This window comes from Sphingomonas sp. PAMC 26605 (assembly GCF_000241485.1).
GTDB lineage: Bacteria > Pseudomonadota > Alphaproteobacteria > Sphingomonadales > Sphingomonadaceae > Sphingomonas.
In genome coordinates this window covers 1,851,856-1,874,625 of the sequence record NZ_JH584241.1, presented here as the reverse complement: position 1 = coordinate 1,874,625, position 22,770 = coordinate 1,851,856, and the positions used below count along the sequence as shown (strand labels likewise).

Here is a 22,770-nt window from a genome sequence, read left to right as displayed (position 1 = left end):
AGATCGCCACATGGCAAAAAAGATTACCGGCTATATCAAGCTGCAGGTTCCTGCAGGCAAGGCCAACCCCTCCCCGCCGATCGGCCCTGCGCTGGGTCAGCGCGGCGTCAACATCATGGAATTCTGCAAGGCGTTCAACGCATCGACCGGCGACCAGGAAGTCGGCACGCCGCTGCCGACCGTGATCACCGTCTATGCCGACCGTTCGTTCTCGTTCGAGACCAAGACGCCGCCGGCATCGTACCTCATCAAGAAGGCCGCCAACATCAAGTCGGGCTCGAAGGAGCCGGGCAAGGTTTCGGGTGGCAAGATCACGCGTGCGCAGCTTTCGGACATCGCGACCGCGAAGATGAAGGACCTGAACGCCAACGATATCGACGCGGCAACGCGGATCATCGAAGGCAGCGCCCGCGCGATGGGCCTCGAAGTGGTGGAGGGCTGAGCTCATGGCATTCGTAAGCAAGAAGCAGAAGGCCATCACGATCGATCGTGAGAAGCTCCACGGCATCGACGAAGCGATCTCGCTCGCCAAGTCGGGTGCGACCTCGAAGTTCGACGAGACGATCGAAGTCGCGCTCAACCTCGGCGTCGATCCGCGTCACGCCGACCAGATGGTCCGCGGCGTCGTCACGCTGCCCAAGGGCACCGGCAAGACCGTCCGCGTCGGCGTGTTCGCCAAGGGCGCGAAGGCCGACGAAGCCCGTGAGGCCGGCGCCGACGTGGTCGGTGCGGAAGATTTGATGGAGCTCGTCCAGGGCGGCACGATCGATTTCGATCGCTGCATCGCGACCCCGGACATGATGGGCGTCGTCGGTCGTCTCGGCAAAATCCTCGGTCCCAAGGGCCTGATGCCGAACCCCAAGCTCGGCACCGTGACGATGAACGTCGCCGCCGCGGTCCAGGCTGCCAAGGGCGGTCAGATCGAATATCGCGTCGAGAAGGCCGGCATCATCCACTCGGGGATCGGCAAGGCGTCGTTCCCGGCGGAAGACCTGCGCGCCAACTTCGACGCCCTGGTCGACGCGATCGTCAAGGCCAAGCCGACCGGCGCCAAGGGCAAGTATGTCAAGAAGGTCGCCGTGAGCTCGACGATGGGCGCTGGCATCAAGGTTGATGTGGCCGAGGTTTCGGCCGCTTAAATCTTTCGAGATTTTTGCGACAAGATCGAGGGCCGGGGGAAACCCCGGCCCTTTTTCTGTGCCTAAGCCCCTCCCCTTCAGGGGAGGGGTTGGGGTGGGGCCGTGCCGCGAGTCAGGCACTGGTCCTCTCGGTGAGACCTCCCCCACCCCCATCCCCTCCCCTGAAGGGGAGGGGCGGACGGGATGGCGACCGTGATTTGCAATTCCCCGCCACCTGCCCTACATAGGCGGTGCTACAGTTCGCAAATCGACGGTCTAGGGCGCTTTGCGGCACCATCTTCCTTCTTTCTCTGCTGATTTCGGCAACCAGCCGACGCGGCTCTTCGCGTCGGCCCCCACAAGAAGGATCATGTTATGACCATCGGAACCGTAAAGTTTTTCAACGCCGACAAGGGCTATGGCTTCATCGCGCCTGAAGGCGGCGGCGAAGACGCGTTCGTGCACATCACAGCCGTCGAGCGCGCCGGCATGCACACGCTCGATAAGGACCAGCGCGTCCAATACGAGCTCGAGCAGGACAAGCGCGGCAAGATGTCGGCTGTGAACCTGCAGCAGGCCTAATCGCCTCTGTTTTACGAAAAGGGCGGTCCGGGTTTCCCGGGCCGCCCTTTTTGCGTCTGGCGCATTCTCCAGCCGCCATGTGGGCCGCGCGCAGCCCCACCGAGACGATGGGTAAAACGGAGCCACATTGCTCCCCACCGGTCGCCAAGCGCCGTTTACCGCTAAATTGATCACAATTTGTGGTTTTCTTGTGCGTTTGTCACAAAACATCCACCAACCTCCCCTACCGGCGCGTCAGGGAGGCGGTTGCACCACCTCCGCGACTTCGTTCCATCCAAGGGGGTTCCTTCATGCACCGTTCCACGCGACATTCGTCGCGCGCTGCTCTGCGCGCGTTGTTGATGCTCGGCGCGACGCTTTCGATCGTCGCCGTCGCTACGCCTGCCGCACAGGCGCAGGATTATACCAACATCGCCGCCTCGGGCCGCGTCACGGCGCAGGACGGCGCGCCGATCGCCGATGCCGAGATCAAGATCACCTCGTCGGACAAGGGTGTCAGCCGCGTCGCCAAGACCGATGCCACGGGTGCCTATACCATCCCGCAGCTCTCGCCGGGCAATTACGACGTCAGCATCGCCGCCGACGGCTTCGCGGTCTATACCGAGCGCAACGTTGCGCTGACCCGCGAGACCGGTGGCGCCAACAGCTATCGCCTCGTCCCCGCCGCACAGGCGGGCGACATCATCGTCACCGGATCGCGCCAGCGCGTCGCCGATTTCCAGGACACGACGGTCGGCAGCACGATCAATCTCGGCTCGCTCACCCAGCGCGTCCCGATCGGCCGCTCGCTGCGCGACGTGATGCTGCTGACGCCCGGCACCGTGCAGGGCTCCTCGCCGTCGAACGGCGGCTTCGCCAACCAGGTCTCGATCGCGGGCGCGGCGTTCACCGAGAACGCCTTCTACGTCAACGGGCTCAACGTCACCGATTTCGTCTCGGGCGGCCAGCCGACCGAAGTGCCGTTCGATTTCTACCAGACGGTCGAGGTCAAGACCGGCGGCGCCCCCGCCGAATTCGGCCGGGCGACCGGCGGCTATGTCGTCGCCACGACCAAATCGGGCTCGAACGATTATCATGCCAGCGTCACCGGCATCAGCGAGCCCGACGCGCTCCGCTCGGGCTCGCCCGCGACGCGCACCACCGATTACGCGCATTCGCGCGCGAGCCGCGCCGAAGCGATCTTCCAGGCGAGCGGGCCGATCATCAAGGATCATCTGTTCTTCTACGGCCTCTACAATTTCCGCGACATCCGCTCGTTCACGCCAGCAAAGAACCAGGACAATTCGACCGGCGTGACCAACACCAGCCCGTTCTGGGGCGGCAAGATCGACGGCTACATCACCGGCGACCATCATTTCGAATTCACCTATTTCGACACGACCAACGACACGCTCAACCGCAGCTACGATTGGGACCGCACGACCAATACGCGCCAGGCGCAGACCGGGGGCACCAATGCGCGCGCGGGCGGCGTCAATTATGTCGGGCGCTATACCGGCACCTTCACGCCGTGGCTGACGCTGTCGGGCGCATACGGCGTCAACAAGCTGCGCACCGGCAATCTGCCGCTCGACACGACCAATTCGCAGGTCGTCGATTACCGGGTCGACCCGGCGGGGATCCAGATCGGCGCCAACAAGGTCACCGACGCCTACAGCAAGACCGATGACGAGCGGCAATTCTACCGCGTCGATGCCGATCTGCAGTTCCATTTGCTCGGCGCGCATCACGTCCGCTTGGGCTACGACCATGAGAAAGACACGCAGAGTCAGACCTACCAGACGATCGGCGACGGTGCTTTCAAGATCTACAACGTCACCGCCGATTCGACCGCGCGGATCGGCCTGCCCGTCGGCACGCAATATTACACGACGCGCGTCTATGCGCAGAACGGCACCGCGCGCGTCCGCAATTCGGCCTATTACCTGCAGGACCAATGGTCGCTGTTCGACAACCGCCTGCGGCTCGACCTCGGCGTGCGCAACGACCGCTTCAGCAATCAGGGCGTCAACGGCAAGTCGTTCTTCGAATCGGGCAACCAATGGGCGCCGCGGCTCGGCGCGTCGTTCGATCCGCTCGGCGACGGCCGTACCAAGGTGTTCGGCTCCTATTCGAAATATTATCTGCCGATGGCGGGCGACATCAATCTCAACGTCGCCGGCAGCCTCGTCACCTATACGCGCTACAATCAATTCAACGGCACCGCGGGCGCGGGCAATCTCCCGGTCGCCGGCGCGGCGATCCTGTCGGTGCTCAACACCACCGCCTGCCCCGACACCAAGATCAAGAATTGCGAAGTCTCGGCCGACGGCTCGGCGTTCAACCCGGCGGGGACGATCTCGTCCAACATCCAGCCGCAGTCGGACAATGAGTTCATCATCGGCGCGCAGCATCAGTTCGGCGACCATGTGCGGATCGGCGGTTATTTCACGCATCGCCAACTCGAAAACGTGATCGAGGACATGTCGATCGACATCGCCGCGCGCGCATATTGCGTGGCGCAAGGGATGGCGGCGGCGGCGTGCCAGTCGACCTTCTCGGGCGGCAATCAGTTCGTCATCGCCAATCCCGGGCGCGACGTCACCGTCCAGCTCAACAAGCTGCCCGACGGCTCGACGCCGACGGTGACGCTCAAGGCGGCCGATCTCGGCTATCCCAAGGCGAGCCGCAACTACAACGCGCTGACCTTCACCTTCGATCGCAGCTTCGATCGCAAGTGGAGCCTCGCCGCGTCGTACACGCTGTCGTTCAACAAGGGCAATTACGAGGGCGGCGTCCGCTCCGAAAACGGCCAGGCCTCGATCAATCGGACGTCGGACTTCGATTCACCCGGCTTCGTCAACGGCGCCTATGGCTATCTGCCGAGCGACCGCCGCCACAGTTTCAAGGCCTATGGCAGCTATCGCCTGTTCGAGTTCCTCGATCTCGGCGGCAATGCGGTGGTCCAGTCGGGCGCGCATTACAGTTGCATCGGCGCGGTGCCGCTCGCGGTCGACGCCTATGCCAACACCTATCACGGCTATGGCTATTATTGTCAGGGCAAGCTGATCCCGCGTGGGACGGCGTTCAACGGCGATTGGCTGACGCAGTTCGACGTCAGCGCGATCGTCCATCTGCCGCTGCCGCATAGCGTCGACGCGTCGATCCGGCTCGACGTGTTCAATCTGTTCAACAGCCAGTCGGTCACGTCGTACAATAACTTCGGCGAGCAAGGCGATGGCTCGGTCAATTCCGACTATCGCTCGCCGGTCGCCTATCAGAACCCGCGCACCGTCCGCGTCACGGCGCGCGTCGGCTTCTGATCGCTCCTGCCGGGGCCGCTTCGCGACGCAGCGGCCCCGATTGCAAAACCCCGACGCGCGCGGCAAGCAAGCCCGCGCGCGCGAACGATGGAGGACATGATCGAAAAGCGGTCACGACGGCAGCACGAGATCATCACGCGGCTGCGCAGCGGGCGGACCCTGTCGGTCACCGCGCTGGCGAACGACCTTGCCGTGTCGGACGAAACCGTCCGCCGCGAGCTCCGCACGCTCGAGGATCAGGGCGTGATCATCCGCGAGCATGGCGGCGCGCGGATGATGACGCCGGTGCATGAAGGACCGCTCCACCAGCGGATGGAGGAGAATGCCGATGCCAAGCTGCGGATCGCGCGCGCTGCGGCCGAGCTGGTCGACGACGGCGCGATCGTGTTCATCGATTCGGGCACGACGAGCTGCTTCATCGCGCGACAATTGGTCGATCGCCGCGCGCTGACCGTCATCACCAATTCGCTGCGCGTCGCGAGCGACTTGGGCGCGATCAACAACAACCGGCTGTTCCTCGCCGGGGGGCAGATGGATTACGACTATCGCGCCTTTTCCGATCATGTCGCGCAGGACTATGTGCGCGGTTTCACGCCGCATCTCGCGATCCTGTCGGTCGGCGGGATCAGCCTCGAGCGCGGGCTGATGGACTTCCATCCGGGCGAGGCGGCGATGAGCCGGATCGCCTATGCGACCTCGCAGCGCGTGCTGCTCGCGGCGGACGGCTCGAAGATCGGCCGCTATGCGCTGATCCAGACCGCAGCGCTGAGCGACGTCGACATCCTCGTCACCGACACCCCGCTCGACAGTGATTATGCCGCCGCCTTCGCCCATGCCGAGGTGGTGATTGCCTGACGCGCGCGCAAAGCGCGCACCAGCGGCAGGCCGGCGACGAGCACGAGCAGCACGCCGACGCCCGCCACCCCGGCATGGAGCAGCCAGAAGGACGGCGCGCCGATCCGTTCGTAATAGACGCCGCTGAACCCGACCCACAGATTGGCGAAGAAGCCGTGGAGGTAGAACAGCCCCATCCACAGGCCGATCAGCCGGCGCGGCGCGACGCCGGCGAGCAGGCTCAGCCCCGACGGCCAGATCAGCACGATCGCCGCGTCGATCAGCAGCAGATAGGCGATCACCCAGGGCAGCGGGACCGGCGCATCGCCCAAGCTGGCGATCGTCAGCACGAGATAGCCCGCGACGCAGCACAGCCCGCCGAGCAGCATCTGCGGCATTGCGCCGATCGCGATGCCGCGCCGCTCGAGGCGGCGTGTCACCCATTGCGACACGACCACCAGCGTCAGCGTGAAGGCGCCGTCGAGCGACAGCAGCCAGGCGACCGGCATCTTCCAGCCGCCTAATCGCAGATCGGCATGCGCGCGCGCCCAGACGAGGAAGATGTTGCTGACCTGCTCGTAGGCGGCAAAACACAGATAGACAGACGCGAGCGCCACGATGAGCACGCCCGTCACCGCCGCCCCGCTCACCGGCGCTTGCGCCGGACGCGTCGTGGCGGGAACGGGATCCACGTCGCGTCCGGTGCGCAGATAGACGACCAGCCCGATGGCGAGCGCGATCCCCGCCGCGCCGATCCCGTAAGCCGGACCGGCGAACACCTCGAGCCCGCCGCACACCAGCGGCCCGCAGATCACGCCGGCATTGAGGAAGCCGAGATAGGCGGTGTAGGCGCGCCGCCGCTGGCTCTCGTCGTGGAACAACAGCCCGACCTGCGCCGACAGATTGCCCTTGAGCAGCCCGGTGCCGATCGCAAACGGGATCAGCCCGATCAGGAAGCTGCGCTCGCCGAGCATCAGCGTCAGGCCAAGCAGCATTCCCGCCCCGCCGCTCGCCACCATCAGCCGCCGGCTCCCAACGAGATCGCCGACCAGCCCGCCGAGCGGGATCGACAGATAGATCAGCGCATTGGCATAGCCGTACAGCTGCGAGGCTAGCCCGGTACGCGACACCGGCCCGAACAGCAGCGCGCTCGCCTCGCCGATCGCCGACGCGCCGATCACGCGCGCGAGATCGCCCGCCAGGATGTGATCGACCAGGATCAGCACGAGCAGCGATTTGACGCCCGCCATCGCGAAGCGTTCCCAGAACTCCATCATCGCCAGCGCGAGGAAGCGTGGGTTCAGCAGTCTGCCGTCGTTCGGTATGCCATCGCCCATCGTGCCGATCCTCGCTCGACCCGGGCGCTAGGCGGGCTTCGCAACACGGTGATGACAGTCGGGACGCTTTGCGGCGTTCACACCGGGTGGGGGAAAGCGGCGGCGGGCTCGCTGACGCCGGGCCGGCCGGTCTCAACATGCCCTGCAAGGCGCAGCCGCGCACCGTCGGCGCTGGTCAGCAGCAGATCGTACCAGCGATGCTCGGGCAGCGTGAGCGCGTGCTCCTGCGCTGCCGTAAGCGCGAGCTGGTGCTGCGCGCCCGAATGCGCGCAGTGCAGCGTCAGCGGCGTTGCCGCATCGCGCGCGGCGAGCGTGAGCGTACCGCCCGTCCCGTCTTCGCGCCAGACGAGCGCCGCCTCGATCCGCGCGGCGCCGCCGGGGCCGCGATACGCACGGTAAAAGCCGTTCGGCCCGCGCACCTCCAGCGCATAGGGCCGGTCGCCCGGCAACGCCCACGCTTCCTCGAGCCGCGAGCCCGCCGCGACGGTGAAATAGCGCCAGCCAGAGAAACTAATCTCGTCCTGCACGCCGAACACCACCCCGACCGGCCCGTCATTGACGAAGCGCAGCGTCAGCCCGGCCGCGCTCCACAGCGGCTCGACCGCGAAGCGATACGGCAGCGGACGCGCGGGGCGGGTGCCCGGCTCCTGCACGGGAAGCGTCTTGGCGGTCGCGATCGCGGGCGCCGGCGCGGTCTTGCACAGGCGTTCGGTCTCGGCGACATAGCCCGCCACCGACGGCAGCGCAGCGAGCCAGTCGGTCTCGAGCCGCGCCGCGTGCGGCACGTCGAAATCGAAGATCGAGGTCAGGTCGCCGCAGATCGCGCGGCGCCACGGCGAGATGTTGGGCTCGGCCACGCCGAAGCGCGTCTCGAGGAAGCGCAGCACCGATGTATGGTCGAACAGCTGCGAATTGACCCAGCCACCGCGCGTCCAGGGCGAGATCACCAGCATCGGCACACGCGGGCCCAGCCCGACGGGTTCGCCCTGATAGGTCTCGCTGCGGACATCGACCGTGCTCGCGCCATAAACCGGGCTGATCGCGGGGATCGGCGGCGGGACATGATCGAAGAAACCGTCATTCTCGTCATAATTGAGGATGAAGACGGTCTTCGCCCAGACCTTGGGATTGGCGGCGAGCGCGGCGACGAGATTGCCGATCAGTGTCTCGCCGAACGGTGCGGGCGCGTCGGGATGTTCGCTCATCTGCATCATCGGCACGATCCACGACACTTGCGGCAGCCGATCGGCCGCGACATCGGCGGCGAAGGCGGCGGTCAGATGGCGCGCTTGCGTCTTCTCAGGGTCGGCCGGGGCCACCCCGTCGATCCAGTCGACATAGGCACGGCCGCGCTTGTAGCGCGAGGAACCGCGGTCGAGCTTGCGGAACTCCTTGAAATAGCCGAGCGGATTGTCCGAATAATTGGCGATCTCCTGGTACACCCGCCACGACACGCCGGCATCCTCGAGCCGTCCGGCATAGCTGCGCCACGGCAGCCCGTCGGTCGCATCGTCCTTCGCCATGTCGGCGCCGGGATTGGCGTCGGTGCCGCCATTGGTGACGCAATAGTCGCCCGCCTGCCCGACGCTCAGCCCGTTGGTGCCCGAAAAATGATACAGCCGGTTGGGCCCGGTCGGCCCCTGCAGCGAGCAATGATACGAATCGCAGATCGTGAACTGATCGGCGAGCGCGTGATAATAGGGCAGATCGGCGCGGGTCAGGTGCGCCATCGTCAGCGCGCCCTTCTGCTCGGCCCACACGTCCCAGTTGCGCCAGCGCGCCTGGCTGTCCTTCCAGCTATGGTCGAGCCCGCCGATACAGCGCGCGCTCGTCGCGGTGTAATCGAGCCGGAACGGCAGCGCGATCTGTCCGCCGTCGCGATCAGCGCGGCGCTGCGCCCAGACCGGCTTGCCGCCCGGCAGCGTGACCGGCCGCGGATCGCCGAAGCCGCGGACGCCGCGCAGCGTCCCGAAATAATGATCGAACGAACGGTTCTCCTGCATCAGGATCACGACATGCTCGATATCCCGGATCGAGCCACGCTCGCCCGCGCGCAGATGCGCGACCGCAGGACCGCCGGCGACCGCCGCCGCGCCGGACGCACCCAGAAGAAACATCCTGCGATCGATCGTCACACCTGTACCCCGTCGTTCGAAACCCATGGACGGGCTAGCAGCGATATATGGTAAGTCTGTGACGTCTCGCGAAATTATGACCGCTTTCTGCGGCACCCGGTCGCAATATCAACGTCAAGCTGCCGCGGACGGCGTGCTGCCAAAATATCGCGCTGCGTTCGATCCGCGCGCTGCGTCCTATAATACGCGAAGAGCAAATCGCGTACGGAAGTGGGACAAGACATGTTGCATTGGTTCGAAGCCGTCGCGCCGATCCGCCGGAAGATGCTGGTCGTAGCCGGGACTTCGACGAGCATCTGCCTGTTTACCAGCGGTCTTGCGATCGCGCTCGGCGGATACGGCGCGATCCTCGCCACTCTTGTCGGGGCGAGCCTTTGCTTCGGTCTGAACCTGATCTTTCGCGAGCGGATCTGTACGCCCTACGTCAACACCGTCGTCCGCATGGAAGGTCTGGCCGCCGGCGACCTGTCCTCGGACATCGTCTACACCGACTATAAGGATTGCGTCGGTCGCATGACCAAGGCGATGTTCACCTTCCGCGACACGGCACGGCGTCAGCTGGAAATGGAGATCATGCAGGAAAGCGTCGTCGCTTTGCTGAACACGCATCTCGGCCACCTTGCGGCGGGCGATCTGACGGCAACGATCGATCAGCCGGTGGCGCAGGAATATGCGTCGCTGACTCACAACTTCAATGGCGCGGTCCAGGCGCTAAGCCGGTTGATCGGGCAGATCGGCGCGGCGACGAACGGCATTACCTCCAGTTCGGTCAAAATCGCCGAAGCCTCCGATGCGCTGGCGCGCCGCACGCACAATAGCGCGGCGTCGGTCGAGGAGACGACCGCGTCGCTGACGACGATGGATGCGCGCATCAACGCGTCGGGCAAGGCCGCGCTCGATACGGTGGAACGCGTCCACGAGGCGCGAAAGATCGTCATGACGGGTCACGATCAGGTAACGATGGCGGTCGAAGCGATGGCCAAGGTGGCGGATTCGGCGAAAGCGATCGACGCGGTGATCGAGGGCCTCGACAAGATCGCGTTCCAGACGCGCGTGCTGGCGATGAACGCGGCGGTCGAATCGGGCCATGCCGGCGAGGCCGGACGCGGCTTTGCCGTCGTCGCCGATCTGGTCAGTCAGTTGGCGAGCCGCTCCGAGGAAGAGGCGCGGCGCGCGCGCGAACAGATCTCCGAGACGCAGGAACGGATCATGGCCAGCGTCAAGCAGGTGCAGAACATGAACGGCGCGCTCGACCATATTTCGTCCTCGGTCGCCAGCGTCGAGGAGCTGGTCAATCAGATCGCCAACGACAATGCGACGCAGGCTTCCGCGGTTTCGCAGATCCTCGTCGCGATCGGGGATATCGACAAGGCGATCCAGCAGAATGCCGCGATGGTCGAGGAAACCTCGGCTTCTGCGAAAGCGCTCGACGCCGAGATTCAAACGCTCCAGCGCCACGCCAGCGCCTTCACGGTCGAAACCGTGGTCGACGCCCCGAAGAGCTTCGCGCCGCAGCGGGAGCGAAACTTGGTCGCAGCGTGAGCCACGCGCGGCACCGCCGCAGCGCGGCAGGGCGTCCTTCCCCGCATCGTCCGGCGAGGCGGCCGCGGTCGGCAGGCCGTGGGGGCATAGCTCCGCTTCTCGCGGCCCCCGGACGCGCGTTCCCAGGACTATTGTCATTCGTGCCAATATTGCGTATCGCTCGACTGCTGTCGTGCCACAGACGAGGAGCCGCATCGATCATGTCCGGGGTTGAGCGTCGTCACAGGCACGTCGTTGCGCAATCCCGGCCGCTCTGCCCCCGCTGCGACGTCGCGCGGCCGGTGTTCGGCTAGGATCGCTCCTTGGCCGCGTTCCGTATCTCCGTCTGGATGGCGCCGGCGTTGCTCGCCGTGCCGACGATCGCGCTGGCGCAGCAAGCCGCTTCTCCGCCGTCGCTCAGCTTCGAAGCGGCGCTGCTGCGGCTCGACCGGACATCGCCCGGTCTCAGCGGCGAGGATCATGCGGTCCGCGCGAGCGAGGCGCTGGCCGCAGCGACGCGCACGCTGCGCCGCCCGGTGGTCACCGCCTCGGCGAGCGTGATCGAATATCAGAAGACGCTGTCGGTCGATCTGGCGAATGCCAAGGATCAGGCGATCGGCGCGACGAGCGATTTCCTGCAACAGGTCGGCGGTGAAGTTCCGAGCCAGTATCAGGCGATCGTCGCACAGGTCACGCAGCGCGTGGGCGCGGCGTTGCCCGGCCTGTTCTCGGCCATTCCCGACACGCTGCAATTCCAGACGCGCGACACGGTGTTCCGCCCCGAGATCAGCGCGGTGCTGCCGCTCTATACCGGCGGGGCGATTTCCGCGGTCCAGGCGGGTGCCGAGGCCGCGGTCGGGATCGCGCGGGCGCAGCAGGCCGGCGGCCACGATCTGTCGCGCGTCGCGCTGGTGCGCGCCTATTTCGGGCAGAGCGTCGCCGCGCAACTCGCGCTGTCGTCGCGGCAGACGCTCGACGGGTTCGAGCGGCATCTGGCGGACGCGCAGAAGCTGGAAGCGCAGGGAATGCTCGCACATGGCCGCGTGCTCCAGGTCCAGGTCGCGCGCGATACGGCCGCGCGTGCCTTCGACCGCGCGCAGAGCGAGGAAGCGACCGCGGCAGACGCGCTGTCGCGCATGCTCGATCAGCCCTCGCGCATCGCCGCGACGACGCCACTGTTCGTCAATTCGGCGCCGCTCCCGCCGGTGCAGACCTTCCTCGACGGCATCGACCAGGCGCCGCGCGCGAAGGGCGCCGACGCCGCGCGCGCCGCAGCGCAAGCGGGCGTCGATCTCGCCAAGTCGCGCTATCGGCCGCAGGCCTTTGCCTATGGCAGCTACAACGCCAATCGCGACAATACCGTGCCGACCGACCCCGATTGGGTCGCGGGGGCGACGCTGCGCTATACGCTGCTGTCGAACTTCGACCGTCGCAAGACGCTCGACGCAGCGCACGAGCGCGCCGCCGCTGCCGCCGACGCCGCGGCGCAGGCGCGCAAGGACATTGCCGGCGAGATCGTCCGCGCGTGGAACATCACCGAGGCCGCGCGGCGATCCTTCCTGTTGCTCGACAGCAGCCTCGCGGCGGCGCGCGAGAATGTGCGGGTGCAGCAGCTGTCGTTCACCGAAGGCGAAGTCGCCTCCTCCGCGCTGATCGACGCCGAGGCGGCATTGGCCACCGCGCAGACGCAGCGCATCGCCGCCGCCTATGAATATGATCTGGGACTGGCGGCGCTGCTTGCGGCGAGCCACCGCGCCGATGATTTCACCAACTTCATGCGAGGTGCCGATCGGCATGTGGGCGACCAGCGATGAGCGATGAGATCGTAGCGCCCGCCACCAAGCGCAAATCCTGGCTGGTGCCGGTCGTCCTGGTGCTGATCGTGCTGGTGGTGGTGGTCGGCCTGTGGCTCGCCAGCCGACCGGCGCCCGAGCAGCTGCAGGGCATGGTCGATGCCGACGAAGTCAACGTCGCGACCAAGTCGCTGTCGCGGGTCGAGCGGCTGCTCGCCGACGAGGGGCAGCGCGTCGCGGCGGGCACCGTGCTCGCGGAGCTGTCGAACCCCGAGATTGCGGGCGGACAGGCGCAGGCGCAGGGCGCGCTCGATGCCGCGCGTGCGGTCGCCTCCGAGACCAACGAAGGCGCGCGCAGCGAGGACGTCGCGTCGCTGCGCTCGACCTGGCAGGCGGCGCAGGCGGCGGCCAATCTGGCGGCGGTGACCAGCCGGCGCACCGCCAATCTCTACGCACAGGGCGTGGTCGCGGCGCAGCGCCGCGACGAAGCCGCCGCCGCGCGCGACAGCAGCGCCAAACAGGCCGAAGCCGCGCGCCAGCAATATCTCAAATCGCTCGCCGGCGCCCGCCCGCAGAACAAACAGGCCGCCGACGCGCAGGTGCGGATCGCCGAAGCCGCATTACGCACCGCGACCGCGCTCGGCCGCGAGACGCGGCTGCTCTCGCCCGTCGCGGGCGAAGTCTCGCGCAAGCTCGTCGAGCCCGGCGAGATCGTCAGCCCGGTCGTCCCCGCGTTTCAGGTGATCGACGTCGACCATCCCTGGGTCTCGCTCAACCTGCGCGAGGACCGCTTTCACGGCCTCACGCTCGGCAAGATCTTGCACGGCCATATCCCCGCGCTCGGCCGCGATGGCGATTTCCGCGTCTATCGGATCGCGCCGCGCGGCGATTTTGCGACATGGCAGGCGACGCGCGAAGCCTCGGGCTACGACGTCCGCGCGTTCGAGCTGCGGATGCGGCCGACCGCGCCGATCGCCGGATTGCGGCCGGGCATGAGCGTGCTGTTCGACTGGCCGCAATGACCGCGTTCGGGCGCGCTTTGCGCACCGAGCTCGCGCATCTCGCGCGCGACCGCTGGGATCAGGCCGGGCTGTTCGTCGTTCCCGCCATGCTGCTGTTCCTGATGGCGGCGATGCTGTGGCGCGGGACGATGCACGACCTGCCCGTGCTGGTCGTCGACAGCGACCAGAGCGCCGCCAGCCGCGCGATGATCCGCTCGCTCGACGCATCGCCGGTCGTACAGATCGTCGGCTTCCGGCAATCCGAACGCGCGGCCGTGATCGACGTGCGGCGCGGCGCGGCGATGGGCTTCGTCCATCTGCCCGCCAAGCTCGGCGAGGGACTCGCCCGGCATCGCACGCCGATGGTGCGCGTCTTCTACAATGGCAGCTTCCTGTCGGCCGGATCGCTGCTCGCGCGCGGCGTCGACGAGGCGATCGCCGATGCATCGCGCGGGCTGCTGACCAGCCAGCTTTCGAGCCACGCGCTGCCGCCCGACCGCACGCGGCGCTTCGCCGTCGAGGCGACGCTGCTCGGCAATGCGGCGACGAGCTTCGAATGGTATCTGGGCGCGCTGATCTTCCCCGCCGTGCTGCACCTCGTGACCGCGGGCGTGTGCGCGATGGCGCTGGGCCGCGAACTCGCGGATCGCTCGCTCGCGCGCTGGGCGCGCGACAGCGGCGGGGTCACCGCCGCGCTGACCGGCAAGATGCTGCCCTATTTCGCGGTGATGAGCCTGTGGGGCGTGGCCTGGCTGCTCTATCTGACGCTCGCACGCGGCTGGCGGGTCGAGGGCAGCCTCGCCGTGATCGTCGCGGGCCAGACGCTGTTCTATGCCGCGACCGCCGCGATCTCCGCGCTGCTGGTCGCGGTCACGCGCGAGGCCGCGACGGCTTTGTCGGCGAGCGCGGTCTATGCCGGATCGGCGCTCGCCTATAGCGGTGCGACGCTGCCGCTCGACGGCGGGAATGCCTTTGCGCGGATCTGGAGCAACGCCCTGCCGCTCACGCATTACATCGCGCTGCAGATGGGGCAGATCAGCGGGCAGGACGGTGTCGCGGCGGTGCGGCCGGCGGTCGCGCTGCTCGCTTATGTCGCGATCGCCGGCGGCGGCGCGGTCGCGCTTGCCGCGCGACAGGCGCGCGCGCGATGAGCGTCGGGCGCGCCTTCGTGGCGACGTGGCACGCCGTGCTGACCACGCGCACGCTGCTCAGCACGACGCTGCTCGCGGTCGTGCTCTACGCCTTTTACTATCCCGCGCCCTACGCGCACGAAACCGCGCAGCGGCTGCCCGTCATCGTCGTCGATCAGGCCGGCAGCGTCTTCAGCCGCGCGCTGGTGCGCGACCTCGAGGCGACGCGCGCGATGACGGTCGCGGGCGTGGTGACCGACCTCGCCCAGGCGCGCGCGCGGATGCGCCGCGGCGAGGCCGACGGCGTCATCCTCCTCACGCCGGGGCTCGAACGCCAGGCGCTCACCGGCGCGCCGGGCGCGGGCGTCGCGGTATGGGTGAACGCGACCTATCTGCTGCGCGCGAGCACGATCGGCGCTGCCGTTGCCGCCGTGCTGCGCGACCTGGCCACCGAGCGGCTGGTCCACGGTGGCCAGGTCGTGCGCGCCGGTCCGCCGGTCACCATCGTGCGCGTTGCGCTGTTCAATCCGACCGGCGGCTACAAAGGCTATGTCTTCCCCGCGGTCGCGGTGATCATCGTCCAGCAGACGCTGCTGTTCGGCGTGGCGATCTTCATCGGCATGCGACGACGCGCGGGGAACTGGCGGATGGGCCATGCCCAATTCCTGGGGAGCTGGGCGGCGTTCACGTCGATGGGGATCCTCAGCTGCCTGTTGCTGTTCGGGCTGATGTTCTGGCTACAGGGCGTGCCGCTCGAGCAGAACATGGCGGGGATGCTGGCGGCGGTCCCCCTGTTCTCGGCCGCCGTGGCGGGCGCGGGGCTGTGGATCGGCAGCTTTTTCGACCATGGCGAGCGCGCGATGGTGATCCTCGGCCCGACCTCGGTGCCGTTCTTTTTCCTGACTGGCACGGCATGGCCGCTCGACCAGATGCCGCGCTTTCTCCAGGCGATCGCACAGCTGATCCCGTCGACCGCCGGCGTCCACACCTTCGTGCCGCTCAACCAGATGGGCGCGACGCTGTCCGACGTGCGCGGCGAGCTCGGCGTCCTCGCCGCGCTGGCGCTGGGCTATGGCGGGCTCGCGTGGTGGCGGATCGCGGGGCTCGGCCCGGCACAGGCACGGACGAAGCAAAAAGCCCAGCCAACTCGGTGAGCGGGCTGGGCTTGAATGGTGGGCGTGGCAAGGATTGAACTTGCGACCCCTGCGATGTCAACACAGTGCTCTACCACTGAGCTACACGCCCACGTCGCTGCGGCAGTGCCTAGCGAGGGGCGGGCTGTAGCGAAGCCTTTGCCGCTGCGCAAGCACCCCTCTCAAGGAAAATCAGATATTGTCGCTCATCCGTTCGAGTTCGAACATCCGGTCGACCTCCATCACCAGATCGCGCAGATGGAACGGCTTGGACAACACCCGTGCCTGCGGCACGCTCTTGCCCGCCTTGAGCGTAACCGCTGCAAAACCCGTGATGAACATCACGCGCAAATCGGGCACGAGCTCGCCCGCCTTTTGCGCCAGCTCGATCCCGTCCATCTCGGGCATGACGATGTCGGTCAGCAGCAAGTCGAAATGCTGGCTCTCGAGCAAGGGGATCGCCGCGGTGCCGCGATCGACCGCGGCAACCGCATAGCCCGAGCGTTCGAGCGCACGCGTCAGATAGTCGCGCATCACGCGATCGTCCTCGGCGAGCAGAATGCGTATCATGTCCAAATCCCGTCCCGCGGCCACGCCGCTCTGGTTCGGCGACATCCTATGCGCACAGCCCTTAACATTTTCCAGCCGGATCGCCGCGCGTCATGGTACAGTTTGGCACAATGGCTTCCCCCCCACCCTCGTTCGAGCGCTATGGCGACGATCCGCCCGCGAGCCCGGTCGTCCTCTCGGTCCCGCATGCCGGGCGCGACTATCCGGTCGCGCTGCACGCCGCGCTGCGCGTCCCGATGAGCGCGGTGACGGTGCTCGAGGATCGCCATATCGATGCCGTCGCCCTGGCTGCACACCGCAGCGAAACGATGCTCGTTCAACGCCGTGCGCGCGCGTGGATCGATCTCAACCGCTCCGAGCAGGAGCGCGACCCGGTGATCGACGAAGGCGCGTCGTGGACCGCGCAGCCGCTCGCCACGGCCAAGCTGCGCGGCGGGCTCGGGCTGATCCCGCGCCGCGTCGCGGGCGCCGGCGAGCTGTGGCGACGGCGGCTCGACGCGTATGACGTCGCCGCGCGAATCCGCGACGATCATCGGCCCTATCACGCCGCGCTGCACATGACGCTCGCCGCGGCGCGCGCGCGATTCGGCTGCGCTGTGCTGCTCGATGTGCATTCGATGCCGACGCTCGGCGCGGGCCAGCCGTCGATCGTGCTGGGCGATCGCTTCGGTCGCAGCGCCGGGGCGGGCTATGTCGCGGCGGTCGAAACCGTGATCCGGACCGCGGGGGTCACGGTCGCGCGCAACGCGCCCTATGCCGGCGGGCATATCCTCGACACGCAAGCGCGCCCCGGCGCCGGAATCCATGCGATCCAGATCGAATTCGACCGGACGCTGTATCTCGATCCTGCCGGCGACGCGCCGGGCGATGGGCTGCCCGCGGTCGCGCGTCTGTTGCGGCGGATCATCGACACGCTTGCCGACGAGGCGTCCGCGGGCCGCGCGCTTGCGGCCGAATAAAAAAACCACCGCGTGCAATGCAGCACGCGGTGGCCAAGGTTCAGGGAGGAGGCGCCCTGAAAGGGCGCCGCGCGGTCCCGCGAAAGGGGGGAACACGGGTCCGCGTACGAGGGATATAGGAGAGCGCTTTTCGGCCTTCAAGGGCAAAAAATGCGGCGGCAACACTTCGTCAAAATTCTGCGCGGTCCCGTCGTGGCAGGCCCGGCAGCATCCGCCCCAGCACCGCATCGCGCAGCACCAAATGATGCCGCAGCGCGGCGGCCACGTGCAGCGCGACGAGCACCGCCATCGCATAGCCCAGCACCGTATGCGCCCCATCGCCGAGCATGGCGGTATGCGCCGAAACCGGCAGATGCGGCACGTCGAACAGGCCGAACCAGCGCGTCGGATAGCGCGCCTCGCGCCCGGCCGAGCCCATCGCCCAGCCCGAGAGCGGCAGCACGAGCAACAGCGCGTAGAAAGCGACATGGCTCGCGCGGGCGGCGGCGCGCTCCCACGCCGCCAGATCGACCGGGAGCCGCGGCGGGCGATGCGTCAGCCGCCAGCCGATCCGCCCGAGCGTCAGGCTCAGCACGCTGAGCCCGATCGACTTGTGCAACGGGATCGCCCCCGCCACGCCCTCGAGCAGCGAGTCGTGCAGCAGCCCGATCGCCAGATTGACCATTACCAACGCGGCGATGACCCAGTGAAACCAGATCGCGCCGCGCGAATAGCGATCGATCCGGACGATCGCGCTGCGGGCCATCAGTTGATGAGCTGCGGCACCGGTGCCTTGCCGAGCTTGACCTGGCGGTCGAAGATCTGCGGCAGCGTCGAGAGCGAGAAGAGATGCGCGTAGATCAGCGGGAGCAGGCCCGACTTCTGGATCTTGCGCAGCTGGTCGCCGCGCAGATCGTTGAGCTTCTCTTCGTTGACCATCTGGAAGCCGCGATAGATGAACGGCTGCTCGTTGCCCTCGACCTGCAGCGTGACTTCGCCTTCCATCAGCAGGCCCATTTCGCGCAGCTCGGCCATGAAATTGGCGGTGCGCGCTCCGGCCTGTTCGAACTGCTCGTTGAAGCTCAGGATGTTCTGCACGACCTCGGTCGGCTGGCCGCCCGCGAACAGCGCCTCGCCGTCGTCGAACGCGCCGATCGCCTCGCCGGTCGGGTCGAAGCAGAGCGACAGCTCCTCGGCGTCGGGGCGGAGCCGCGCGAGCATGAAGGGATAGCGGCGGACATAGGCCGGGACATAGACCGTGTCCTCGGTCAGCTTGCCGTCGTCGCCGATGAAGACGTTGACGCCCTCGTTGAGCCCCATCAGCGCGATCGGGATCGCATCGTCGCCGCTGGTGAAGACGATCGGCAGGCTGCGCTGCGCCATGACGAACTCGTCGACGGTGACGGGAATCGCGTGCTGGCCGACCAGGAAGGTCGCGCGGTCGAGCATGCGCATCTTGAAGGCGGCATGCGTCTCGCTCGAAAGCGGCTCGAGCGCGTTGTAGAAGAGCGGAAGCGATTGCGGCGCGCTGGCCATCGGGATTCTCCATCGAACGTCAAAGCGCTGCGGTTTGCTACGCCGGATGGCCGCTGGCTCTATGGTGCGGGAGGATTTTCCGCAAGGCCGAGCAATTTGTCGGGGTTCATCAAACCCTGCGGATCGAGCCCGTTTTTGATCGCGCGGAGCGCCGCCATCCGCGCGGGCGACGACAGGCGAGCGAGCTCCGCGCGCTTCATCTGGCCGATGCCGTGTTCGGCCGAGATCGAGCCGCCCGCCGCGACGACGAGATCATGGACGAAGCGCGTCACGACCGGCGCTTCCTCGGCATACCAGCGCGCCGGGTCGGCCCCGGCGGGCGCGCGGACGTGGAAATGGACGTTGCCGTCGCCGAGATGGCCGAACGCGGTGGCGTGGCTGCCGGGAAAGCGCGCCTCGGCGGCAGCGGCGGCCTCGACCATGAAACGCGGCATGCTCGCAACCGGGACCGAGATGTCGTGCTGCATCGCTGGGCCGCTCGCGCGCTCGGCCTCGGAGAGCGAATCGCGGATTCGCCAGAAGGCTTCGGCTTGTGCCTCGGACGCTGCGATCGTCGCATCGGCCGCCTGACCCTCGGCGAGCGCGGGAGCGAGCAGGCGTTCGAGAAAGGCACCGGGTGGCTCGGCGGCGGGATCGGTCGCCACCGCCTCGATCAGCACGTGCCAGCGATGGGAGCTCGTCAGCGGCGCGCGCGTGCCGGGGATATGCTTGAGCACCTGCGCGAGCGAATCGCCCGAGACGATCTCGAAACTCTCGATCGTGTCGGTCTGCCGCTCGAGTCGGCGCAGCAGCGCGAGCGCAGTCTCGGGATCCGCCAGGCCGACCCACGCCACCGCGCGCTGTGCGATCGCCGGATAGAGCCGCAGCGTCACCGCGGTGAGGATGCCGAGCGTCCCCTCGGCGCCGATCAGCAGATGATCGAGATCATAGCCGCGATTGTCCTTCTTCAGCGCGGCGAGCCCGTCATGGATCTCGCCATTCGGCAGCACCGCCTCGACGCCTGCCACCAGCCCGCGCATCGCCCCGAAACGGAGCACTTGCGTGCCACCGGCATTGGTCGAGGCGAGCCCGCCGATCGTCGCGCTGCCGCGCGCGCCGAGCGTCAGCGGGAAGCGCATCCCCTGTGCCTCTGCGACGGCGTGGAGATTGGCGAGGATCACACCGGCTTCAGCGACCGCCAGTCCGGCAGCGGGATCAATCGCGCGGATCCGGTTCATCCGGCGCAACGAGACGATCAGCGCCGATCCGTCGGCGGGCGGCGTCGCACCGCCGACCATCGAGGTATTGCCGCCTTGGGGGACGAGCGGGACGCCGTGCTCGCCGGCGAGCCGCATCACCGTCGCGACCGCTGCGGTGCTGTCGGGCGAGAGGATCGCCGGGCTGCGCCCGTGATAGCGCCCGCGCCAATCGTCGAGCCACGGCGCGATGTCGCCTGGGTCGGTCGTCACTGCCGCGGCGCCGAGCGCGGCGCGCACCGCGTCGATCAGGCTGGTCTGGCGCGGAGTCGGCTGTACTGTGGTCATATCCGCGCCTGTATCATCGCCGTTCGCCCGCCGCCAATTCATCCGTTGTTCAAGCCTCTTTGGTAATCCGTCCGTATCCCATGCCGAATCTGGTCCTACCGTCTGCCTTGCTGCTTGCGCTTGCCCCGGCCGCTTCTGCCGAGATGGGCCCGTTCGATCGTGTCGAACTGGCGCAACTCTCGATCCACCAGCGGATCGTGATCCGGATCCCACGCGTCTTCGGGCGGCGCGCAGAAGAACGCGCGGACTTTGCAGAGCAGCGCTGGACGACCAAAAAGGGCCCGAAATGCGTGCCGATGGCCGCGCTCGAAGGCGCGGTGATCACCGGTGCCGATAGCGTCGATCTGCTCGTCGTCGACGGAACGCGGCTGCGCGCCGAATTCGACGACGACTGCCCGGCGCTCGATTTCTATTCGGGTCTGTACGTCAAGGGCACCTCGGACGGGCTGGTCTGCGCCGACCGCGATTCGATCCGCGCACGCTCGGGCAGTGCGTGCCGAATCGACCGGTTTCGGCGGCTCGTTGCCAAACGCTAGCCGCTATTTCGCCCTTTTTCTTGACATTCGCGCCCTAATCCGCAAGCGCTTTGCCCTGTTCGTGGGCGCTTTCGCCCCGGCGCTTTTTCCGGACACCGCATGACTTTTGCCGATCTCGGCCTTTCCGACGAACTCCAGCGCGCCGTCAACGAGTCGGGCTATACCGAACCGACTCCGATCCAGGCGAGCGCGATCCCCTCGATCCTGATGGGCAAGGACTTGGTCGCCGTCGCGCAGACCGGCACGGGCAAGACCGCGGCCTTCGTGCTGCCGATGATCGACATCCTCGGCGAGGGCCGGTCGCGCGCGCGGATGCCGCGCACGCTGATCCTCGAGCCGACGCGCGAACTCGCCGCGCAGGTCGCCGAGAATTTCGAGAAATACGGCAAGTATCACAAGCTCTCGATGGCGCTGCTGATCGGCGGCGTGTCGATGGGCGACCAGACCGCGGCCTTGGAAAAGGGCGTCGATGTGCTGATCGCCACGCCGGGCCGGCTGATGGACCTGTTCGGGCGCGGCAAGATCCTGCTGACCGGCTGTTCGATGCTGGTGATCGACGAGGCCGACCGGATGCTCGACATGGGGTTCATCCCCGACATCGAGGAAATCTGCACCAAGCTGCCCAAGACGCGGCAGACGCTGCTCTTCTCGGCGACGATGCCGCCGCCGATCAAGAAGCTCGCCGACAAGTTCCTCGCCAATCCCAAGACGATCGAGGTCGCGCGGCCCGCCACCGCCAACATCAACATCAAGCAGTGGCTGGTGCATGTGACCGCCGCCAAGAAGCGCGACAAGCTGATCGAGCTGCTGCGCCAGGAAGACGTCAAGACCGGGATCATCTTCTCGAACCGCAAGACGACGGTGCGCGAGCTCAACAAGGCGCTCCAGCGCGCGGGGTTCGCATCGAGCGAGATCCATGGCGACATGGAGCAATCGCAGCGCATCGCCGAGCTCGACCGCTTCAAGAAGGGCGAGGCCAGCATCCTGGTCGCCTCCGACGTGGCGGCGCGCGGGATCGACGTGAAGGGCGTGAGCCATGTCTTCAACTTCGATGCGCCGTGGCACCCCGACGATTATGTCCACCGTATCGGCCGCACCGGGCGCGCGGGGGCGACGGGGATCGCCTTCACCTTCGCGACGCCCGACGATGTCGAGAACATCCAGAATATCGAGAAGCTGACCGGTTTGAAGATCGAGCGCTATGAAGCGGGCGAGGCGCCGGTCGTCGCATCCGACGAAGCCGAAGCACCCCGCGCCGCCACCGCGGCCCCGAAGGGGCGCCGTCGGCCGAAGGCGGCTAGCAAGGCCGACATCGCGCCGGTCGAGGCAGAAGCCGAAACCGCCGCACCGGTCGCAGCCGAACGCCCGGCCCGCGCGCCCCGCGCAGAGCGTGCGCCACGCGCCGAGCGGTCCGCTCGTGAAGAGCGGCCGGCTCGTGAAGAGCTTCCGGCTCGCGAAGAGCGGGCTGCTCGCGACGAGCGTCCCGGCCGTGAAGAGCGCGCCCCTCGCGAGGAGCGTCCCGCCCGTGAAGAGCGCGCCGCCCGCGAAGAACGCGCCCCTCGCGAGGAGCGTCCCGCCCGTGAGGCTCGCCCAGCCCGCGACGCGCGTTCGCCGCGGGACACGCGCACCGGGCGCGAGAGCGACGCACCGCGCGCCGAGGTGGTCAACCAGATCGAGCCGATCGATGCGGTCGACGACGGCGGCTGGAACGGCCCGATGCCGGCGTTCCTGCTCGCGAAGCTGACGCTGACCGAATGAGCCTGCCGGTCACGCGATAAGCC

General features: G+C 67.4%; 19 protein-coding genes and 1 tRNA gene. 13 read left to right on the top strand and 7 right to left on the bottom strand.

The window, feature by feature from the left end:
• The first annotated feature begins 10 nt into the window (after positions 1 to 10).
• From rplK to RH90_RS08650, 5 genes are all read left to right on the top strand, one after another.
• Entirely contained in the window at positions 11 to 442 is a 432-nt protein-coding gene (rplK, locus tag RH90_RS08670; RefSeq protein ID WP_010185154.1) for a 50S ribosomal protein L11, read from the top strand.
• A 4-nt stretch (positions 443 to 446) separates the two neighbouring features.
• On the top strand, positions 447 to 1,139 hold the full coding sequence (gene rplA, locus RH90_RS08665; protein ID WP_010185152.1) for a 50S ribosomal protein L1: 693 nt from the start codon (positions 447 to 449) through the stop codon (positions 1,137 to 1,139).
• Positions 1,140 to 1,493: 354 nt separating this feature from the next.
• The gene (locus RH90_RS08660; RefSeq protein WP_010185151.1) at positions 1,494 to 1,700 is read left to right on the top strand and encodes a cold-shock protein; all 207 of its coding nucleotides are present in this window, start codon (positions 1,494 to 1,496) and stop codon (positions 1,698 to 1,700) included.
• A 290-nt stretch (positions 1,701 to 1,990) separates the two neighbouring features.
• Positions 1,991 to 5,002 carry a TonB-dependent receptor gene (locus RH90_RS08655; RefSeq protein WP_010185150.1) on the top strand — a complete coding sequence of 1,004 codons (3,012 nt, stop codon included), beginning with the start codon at positions 1,991 to 1,993 and terminating at the stop codon, positions 5,000 to 5,002.
• Between the two features lie 96 nt (positions 5,003 to 5,098).
• Positions 5,099 to 5,857 carry a DeoR/GlpR family DNA-binding transcription regulator gene (locus RH90_RS08650; RefSeq protein ID WP_232280332.1) on the top strand — a complete coding sequence of 253 codons (759 nt, stop codon included), beginning with the start codon at positions 5,099 to 5,101 and terminating at the stop codon, positions 5,855 to 5,857.
• Here the strand turns inward: RH90_RS08650 and RH90_RS08645 are convergent.
• Together RH90_RS08645 and RH90_RS08640 are read right to left on the bottom strand one after the other, a co-directional pair.
• On the bottom strand, positions 5,815 to 7,173 hold the full coding sequence (locus RH90_RS08645) for a POT-type proton-dependent oligopeptide transporter (RefSeq protein WP_010185146.1): 1,359 nt from the start codon (positions 7,171 to 7,173) through the stop codon (positions 5,815 to 5,817). The genes RH90_RS08650 and RH90_RS08645 overlap by 43 nt on opposite strands.
• 77 nt (positions 7,174 to 7,250) lie before the next feature.
• Positions 7,251 to 9,290, bottom strand: coding sequence for a phosphocholine-specific phospholipase C (locus tag RH90_RS08640; protein WP_010185145.1), 2,040 nt, complete (start codon positions 9,288 to 9,290; stop codon positions 7,251 to 7,253).
• Positions 9,291 to 9,530: 240 nt separating this feature from the next.
• On the opposite strand from RH90_RS08640, the gene RH90_RS08635 reads away from it, so the two are divergent.
• The 5 genes from RH90_RS08635 (at position 9,531) to RH90_RS08615 (ending at position 15,907) form a co-directional block, all read left to right on the top strand.
• Positions 9,531 to 10,850: a methyl-accepting chemotaxis protein gene (locus RH90_RS08635; RefSeq protein WP_010185143.1), complete on the top strand. Its 1,320-nt coding sequence runs from the start codon at positions 9,531 to 9,533 to the stop codon at positions 10,848 to 10,850.
• Positions 10,851 to 11,152: 302 nt separating this feature from the next.
• On the top strand, positions 11,153 to 12,643 hold the full coding sequence (locus RH90_RS08630; RefSeq protein WP_010185142.1) for a TolC family protein: 1,491 nt from the start codon (positions 11,153 to 11,155) through the stop codon (positions 12,641 to 12,643).
• A complete protein-coding gene (locus RH90_RS08625; RefSeq protein WP_010185141.1) occupies positions 12,640 to 13,644 on the top strand; it encodes an HlyD family secretion protein in 1,005 nt (334 codons plus the stop codon). Before RH90_RS08630 ends, RH90_RS08625 begins: the two co-directional genes overlap by 4 nt.
• On the top strand, positions 13,641 to 14,774 hold the full coding sequence (locus RH90_RS08620; protein WP_010185140.1) for an ABC transporter permease: 1,134 nt from the start codon (positions 13,641 to 13,643) through the stop codon (positions 14,772 to 14,774). The genes RH90_RS08625 and RH90_RS08620 overlap by 4 nt, the downstream gene beginning before the upstream one ends.
• Positions 14,771 to 15,907, top strand: coding sequence for an ABC transporter permease (locus tag RH90_RS08615; protein WP_010185139.1), 1,137 nt, complete (start codon positions 14,771 to 14,773; stop codon positions 15,905 to 15,907). Before RH90_RS08620 ends, RH90_RS08615 begins: the two co-directional genes overlap by 4 nt.
• Before the next feature lie 16 nt (positions 15,908 to 15,923).
• On the opposite strand, the gene RH90_RS08610 is transcribed toward RH90_RS08615, so the two are convergent.
• Positions 15,924 to 15,998: transfer RNA gene (locus RH90_RS08610), tRNA-Val, on the bottom strand.
• Positions 15,999 to 16,078: 80 nt separating this feature from the next.
• On the bottom strand, positions 16,079 to 16,456 hold the full coding sequence (gene cpdR, locus RH90_RS08605) for a cell cycle two-component system response regulator CpdR (RefSeq protein WP_029625161.1): 378 nt from the start codon (positions 16,454 to 16,456) through the stop codon (positions 16,079 to 16,081).
• Between the two features lie 110 nt (positions 16,457 to 16,566).
• Between cpdR and RH90_RS08600 the strand changes: the two genes are divergently transcribed.
• Positions 16,567 to 17,415, top strand: a complete 849-nt coding sequence (locus RH90_RS08600; protein ID WP_010185137.1) for an N-formylglutamate amidohydrolase — start codon at positions 16,567 to 16,569, stop codon at positions 17,413 to 17,415.
• Positions 17,416 to 17,584: 169 nt separating this feature from the next.
• Here RH90_RS08600 and RH90_RS08595 read toward each other — a convergent pair whose 3' ends face one another.
• From RH90_RS08595 to RH90_RS08585, 3 genes are read right to left on the bottom strand one after another with little or no spacing between them, the layout of a single operon-like run.
• Positions 17,585 to 18,160, bottom strand: a complete 576-nt coding sequence (locus RH90_RS08595; protein WP_010185136.1) for a cytochrome b — start codon at positions 18,158 to 18,160, stop codon at positions 17,585 to 17,587.
• Positions 18,160 to 18,930, bottom strand: coding sequence for a SapC family protein (locus tag RH90_RS08590; protein WP_010185135.1), 771 nt, complete (start codon positions 18,928 to 18,930; stop codon positions 18,160 to 18,162). Before RH90_RS08590 ends, RH90_RS08595 begins: the two co-directional genes overlap by 1 nt.
• Before the next feature lie 59 nt (positions 18,931 to 18,989).
• The gene (locus RH90_RS08585; protein WP_037493254.1) at positions 18,990 to 20,453 is read right to left on the bottom strand and encodes an FAD-binding oxidoreductase; all 1,464 of its coding nucleotides are present in this window, start codon (positions 20,451 to 20,453) and stop codon (positions 18,990 to 18,992) included.
• 80 nt (positions 20,454 to 20,533) lie between these two features.
• On the opposite strand from RH90_RS08585, the gene RH90_RS08580 reads away from it, so the two are divergent.
• Both RH90_RS08580 and RH90_RS08575 read left to right on the top strand, forming a co-directional pair.
• Positions 20,534 to 20,989 carry a hypothetical protein gene (locus RH90_RS08580; protein ID WP_029625158.1) on the top strand — a complete coding sequence of 152 codons (456 nt, stop codon included), beginning with the start codon at positions 20,534 to 20,536 and terminating at the stop codon, positions 20,987 to 20,989.
• 99 nt (positions 20,990 to 21,088) lie between these two features.
• Positions 21,089 to 22,747, top strand: a complete 1,659-nt coding sequence (locus RH90_RS08575) for a DEAD/DEAH box helicase (RefSeq protein ID WP_010185132.1) — start codon at positions 21,089 to 21,091, stop codon at positions 22,745 to 22,747.
• Positions 22,748 to 22,770: the final 23 nt, after the last annotated feature.

What these genes read in the sequence shown, in the direction of transcription:
- rplK (WP_010185154.1), top strand. Translation starts at nt 11, where the DNA reads ATGGCAAAAAAGATTACCGGCTATATCAAGCTGCAGGTTCCTGCAGGC.
- rplA (WP_010185152.1), top strand. Translation starts at nt 447, where the DNA reads ATGGCATTCGTAAGCAAGAAGCAGAAGGCCATCACGATCGATCGTGAG.
- RH90_RS08660 (WP_010185151.1), top strand. Translation starts at nt 1,494, where the DNA reads ATGACCATCGGAACCGTAAAGTTTTTCAACGCCGACAAGGGCTATGGC.
- RH90_RS08655 (WP_010185150.1), top strand. Translation starts at nt 1,991, where the DNA reads ATGCACCGTTCCACGCGACATTCGTCGCGCGCTGCTCTGCGCGCGTTG.
- RH90_RS08650 (WP_232280332.1), top strand. Translation starts at nt 5,099, where the DNA reads ATGATCGAAAAGCGGTCACGACGGCAGCACGAGATCATCACGCGGCTG.
- RH90_RS08645 (WP_010185146.1), bottom strand. Translation starts at nt 7,173, where the DNA reads ATGGGCGATGGCATACCGAACGACGGCAGACTGCTGAACCCACGCTTC.
- RH90_RS08640 (WP_010185145.1), bottom strand. Translation starts at nt 9,290, where the DNA reads ATGTTTCTTCTGGGTGCGTCCGGCGCGGCGGCGGTCGCCGGCGGTCCT.
- RH90_RS08635 (WP_010185143.1), top strand. Translation starts at nt 9,531, where the DNA reads ATGTTGCATTGGTTCGAAGCCGTCGCGCCGATCCGCCGGAAGATGCTG.
- RH90_RS08625 (WP_010185141.1), top strand. Translation starts at nt 12,640, where the DNA reads ATGAGCGATGAGATCGTAGCGCCCGCCACCAAGCGCAAATCCTGGCTG.
- RH90_RS08620 (WP_010185140.1), top strand. Translation starts at nt 13,641, where the DNA reads ATGACCGCGTTCGGGCGCGCTTTGCGCACCGAGCTCGCGCATCTCGCG.
- RH90_RS08615 (WP_010185139.1), top strand. Translation starts at nt 14,771, where the DNA reads ATGAGCGTCGGGCGCGCCTTCGTGGCGACGTGGCACGCCGTGCTGACC.
- cpdR (WP_029625161.1), bottom strand. Translation starts at nt 16,456, where the DNA reads ATGATACGCATTCTGCTCGCCGAGGACGATCGCGTGATGCGCGACTAT.
- RH90_RS08600 (WP_010185137.1), top strand. Translation starts at nt 16,567, where the DNA reads ATGGCTTCCCCCCCACCCTCGTTCGAGCGCTATGGCGACGATCCGCCC.
- RH90_RS08595 (WP_010185136.1), bottom strand. Translation starts at nt 18,160, where the DNA reads ATGGCCCGCAGCGCGATCGTCCGGATCGATCGCTATTCGCGCGGCGCG.
- RH90_RS08590 (WP_010185135.1), bottom strand. Translation starts at nt 18,930, where the DNA reads ATGGCCAGCGCGCCGCAATCGCTTCCGCTCTTCTACAACGCGCTCGAG.
- RH90_RS08585 (WP_037493254.1), bottom strand. Translation starts at nt 20,453, where the DNA reads ATGACCACAGTACAGCCGACTCCGCGCCAGACCAGCCTGATCGACGCG.
- RH90_RS08580 (WP_029625158.1), top strand. Translation starts at nt 20,534, where the DNA reads ATGCCGAATCTGGTCCTACCGTCTGCCTTGCTGCTTGCGCTTGCCCCG.
- RH90_RS08575 (WP_010185132.1), top strand. Translation starts at nt 21,089, where the DNA reads ATGACTTTTGCCGATCTCGGCCTTTCCGACGAACTCCAGCGCGCCGTC.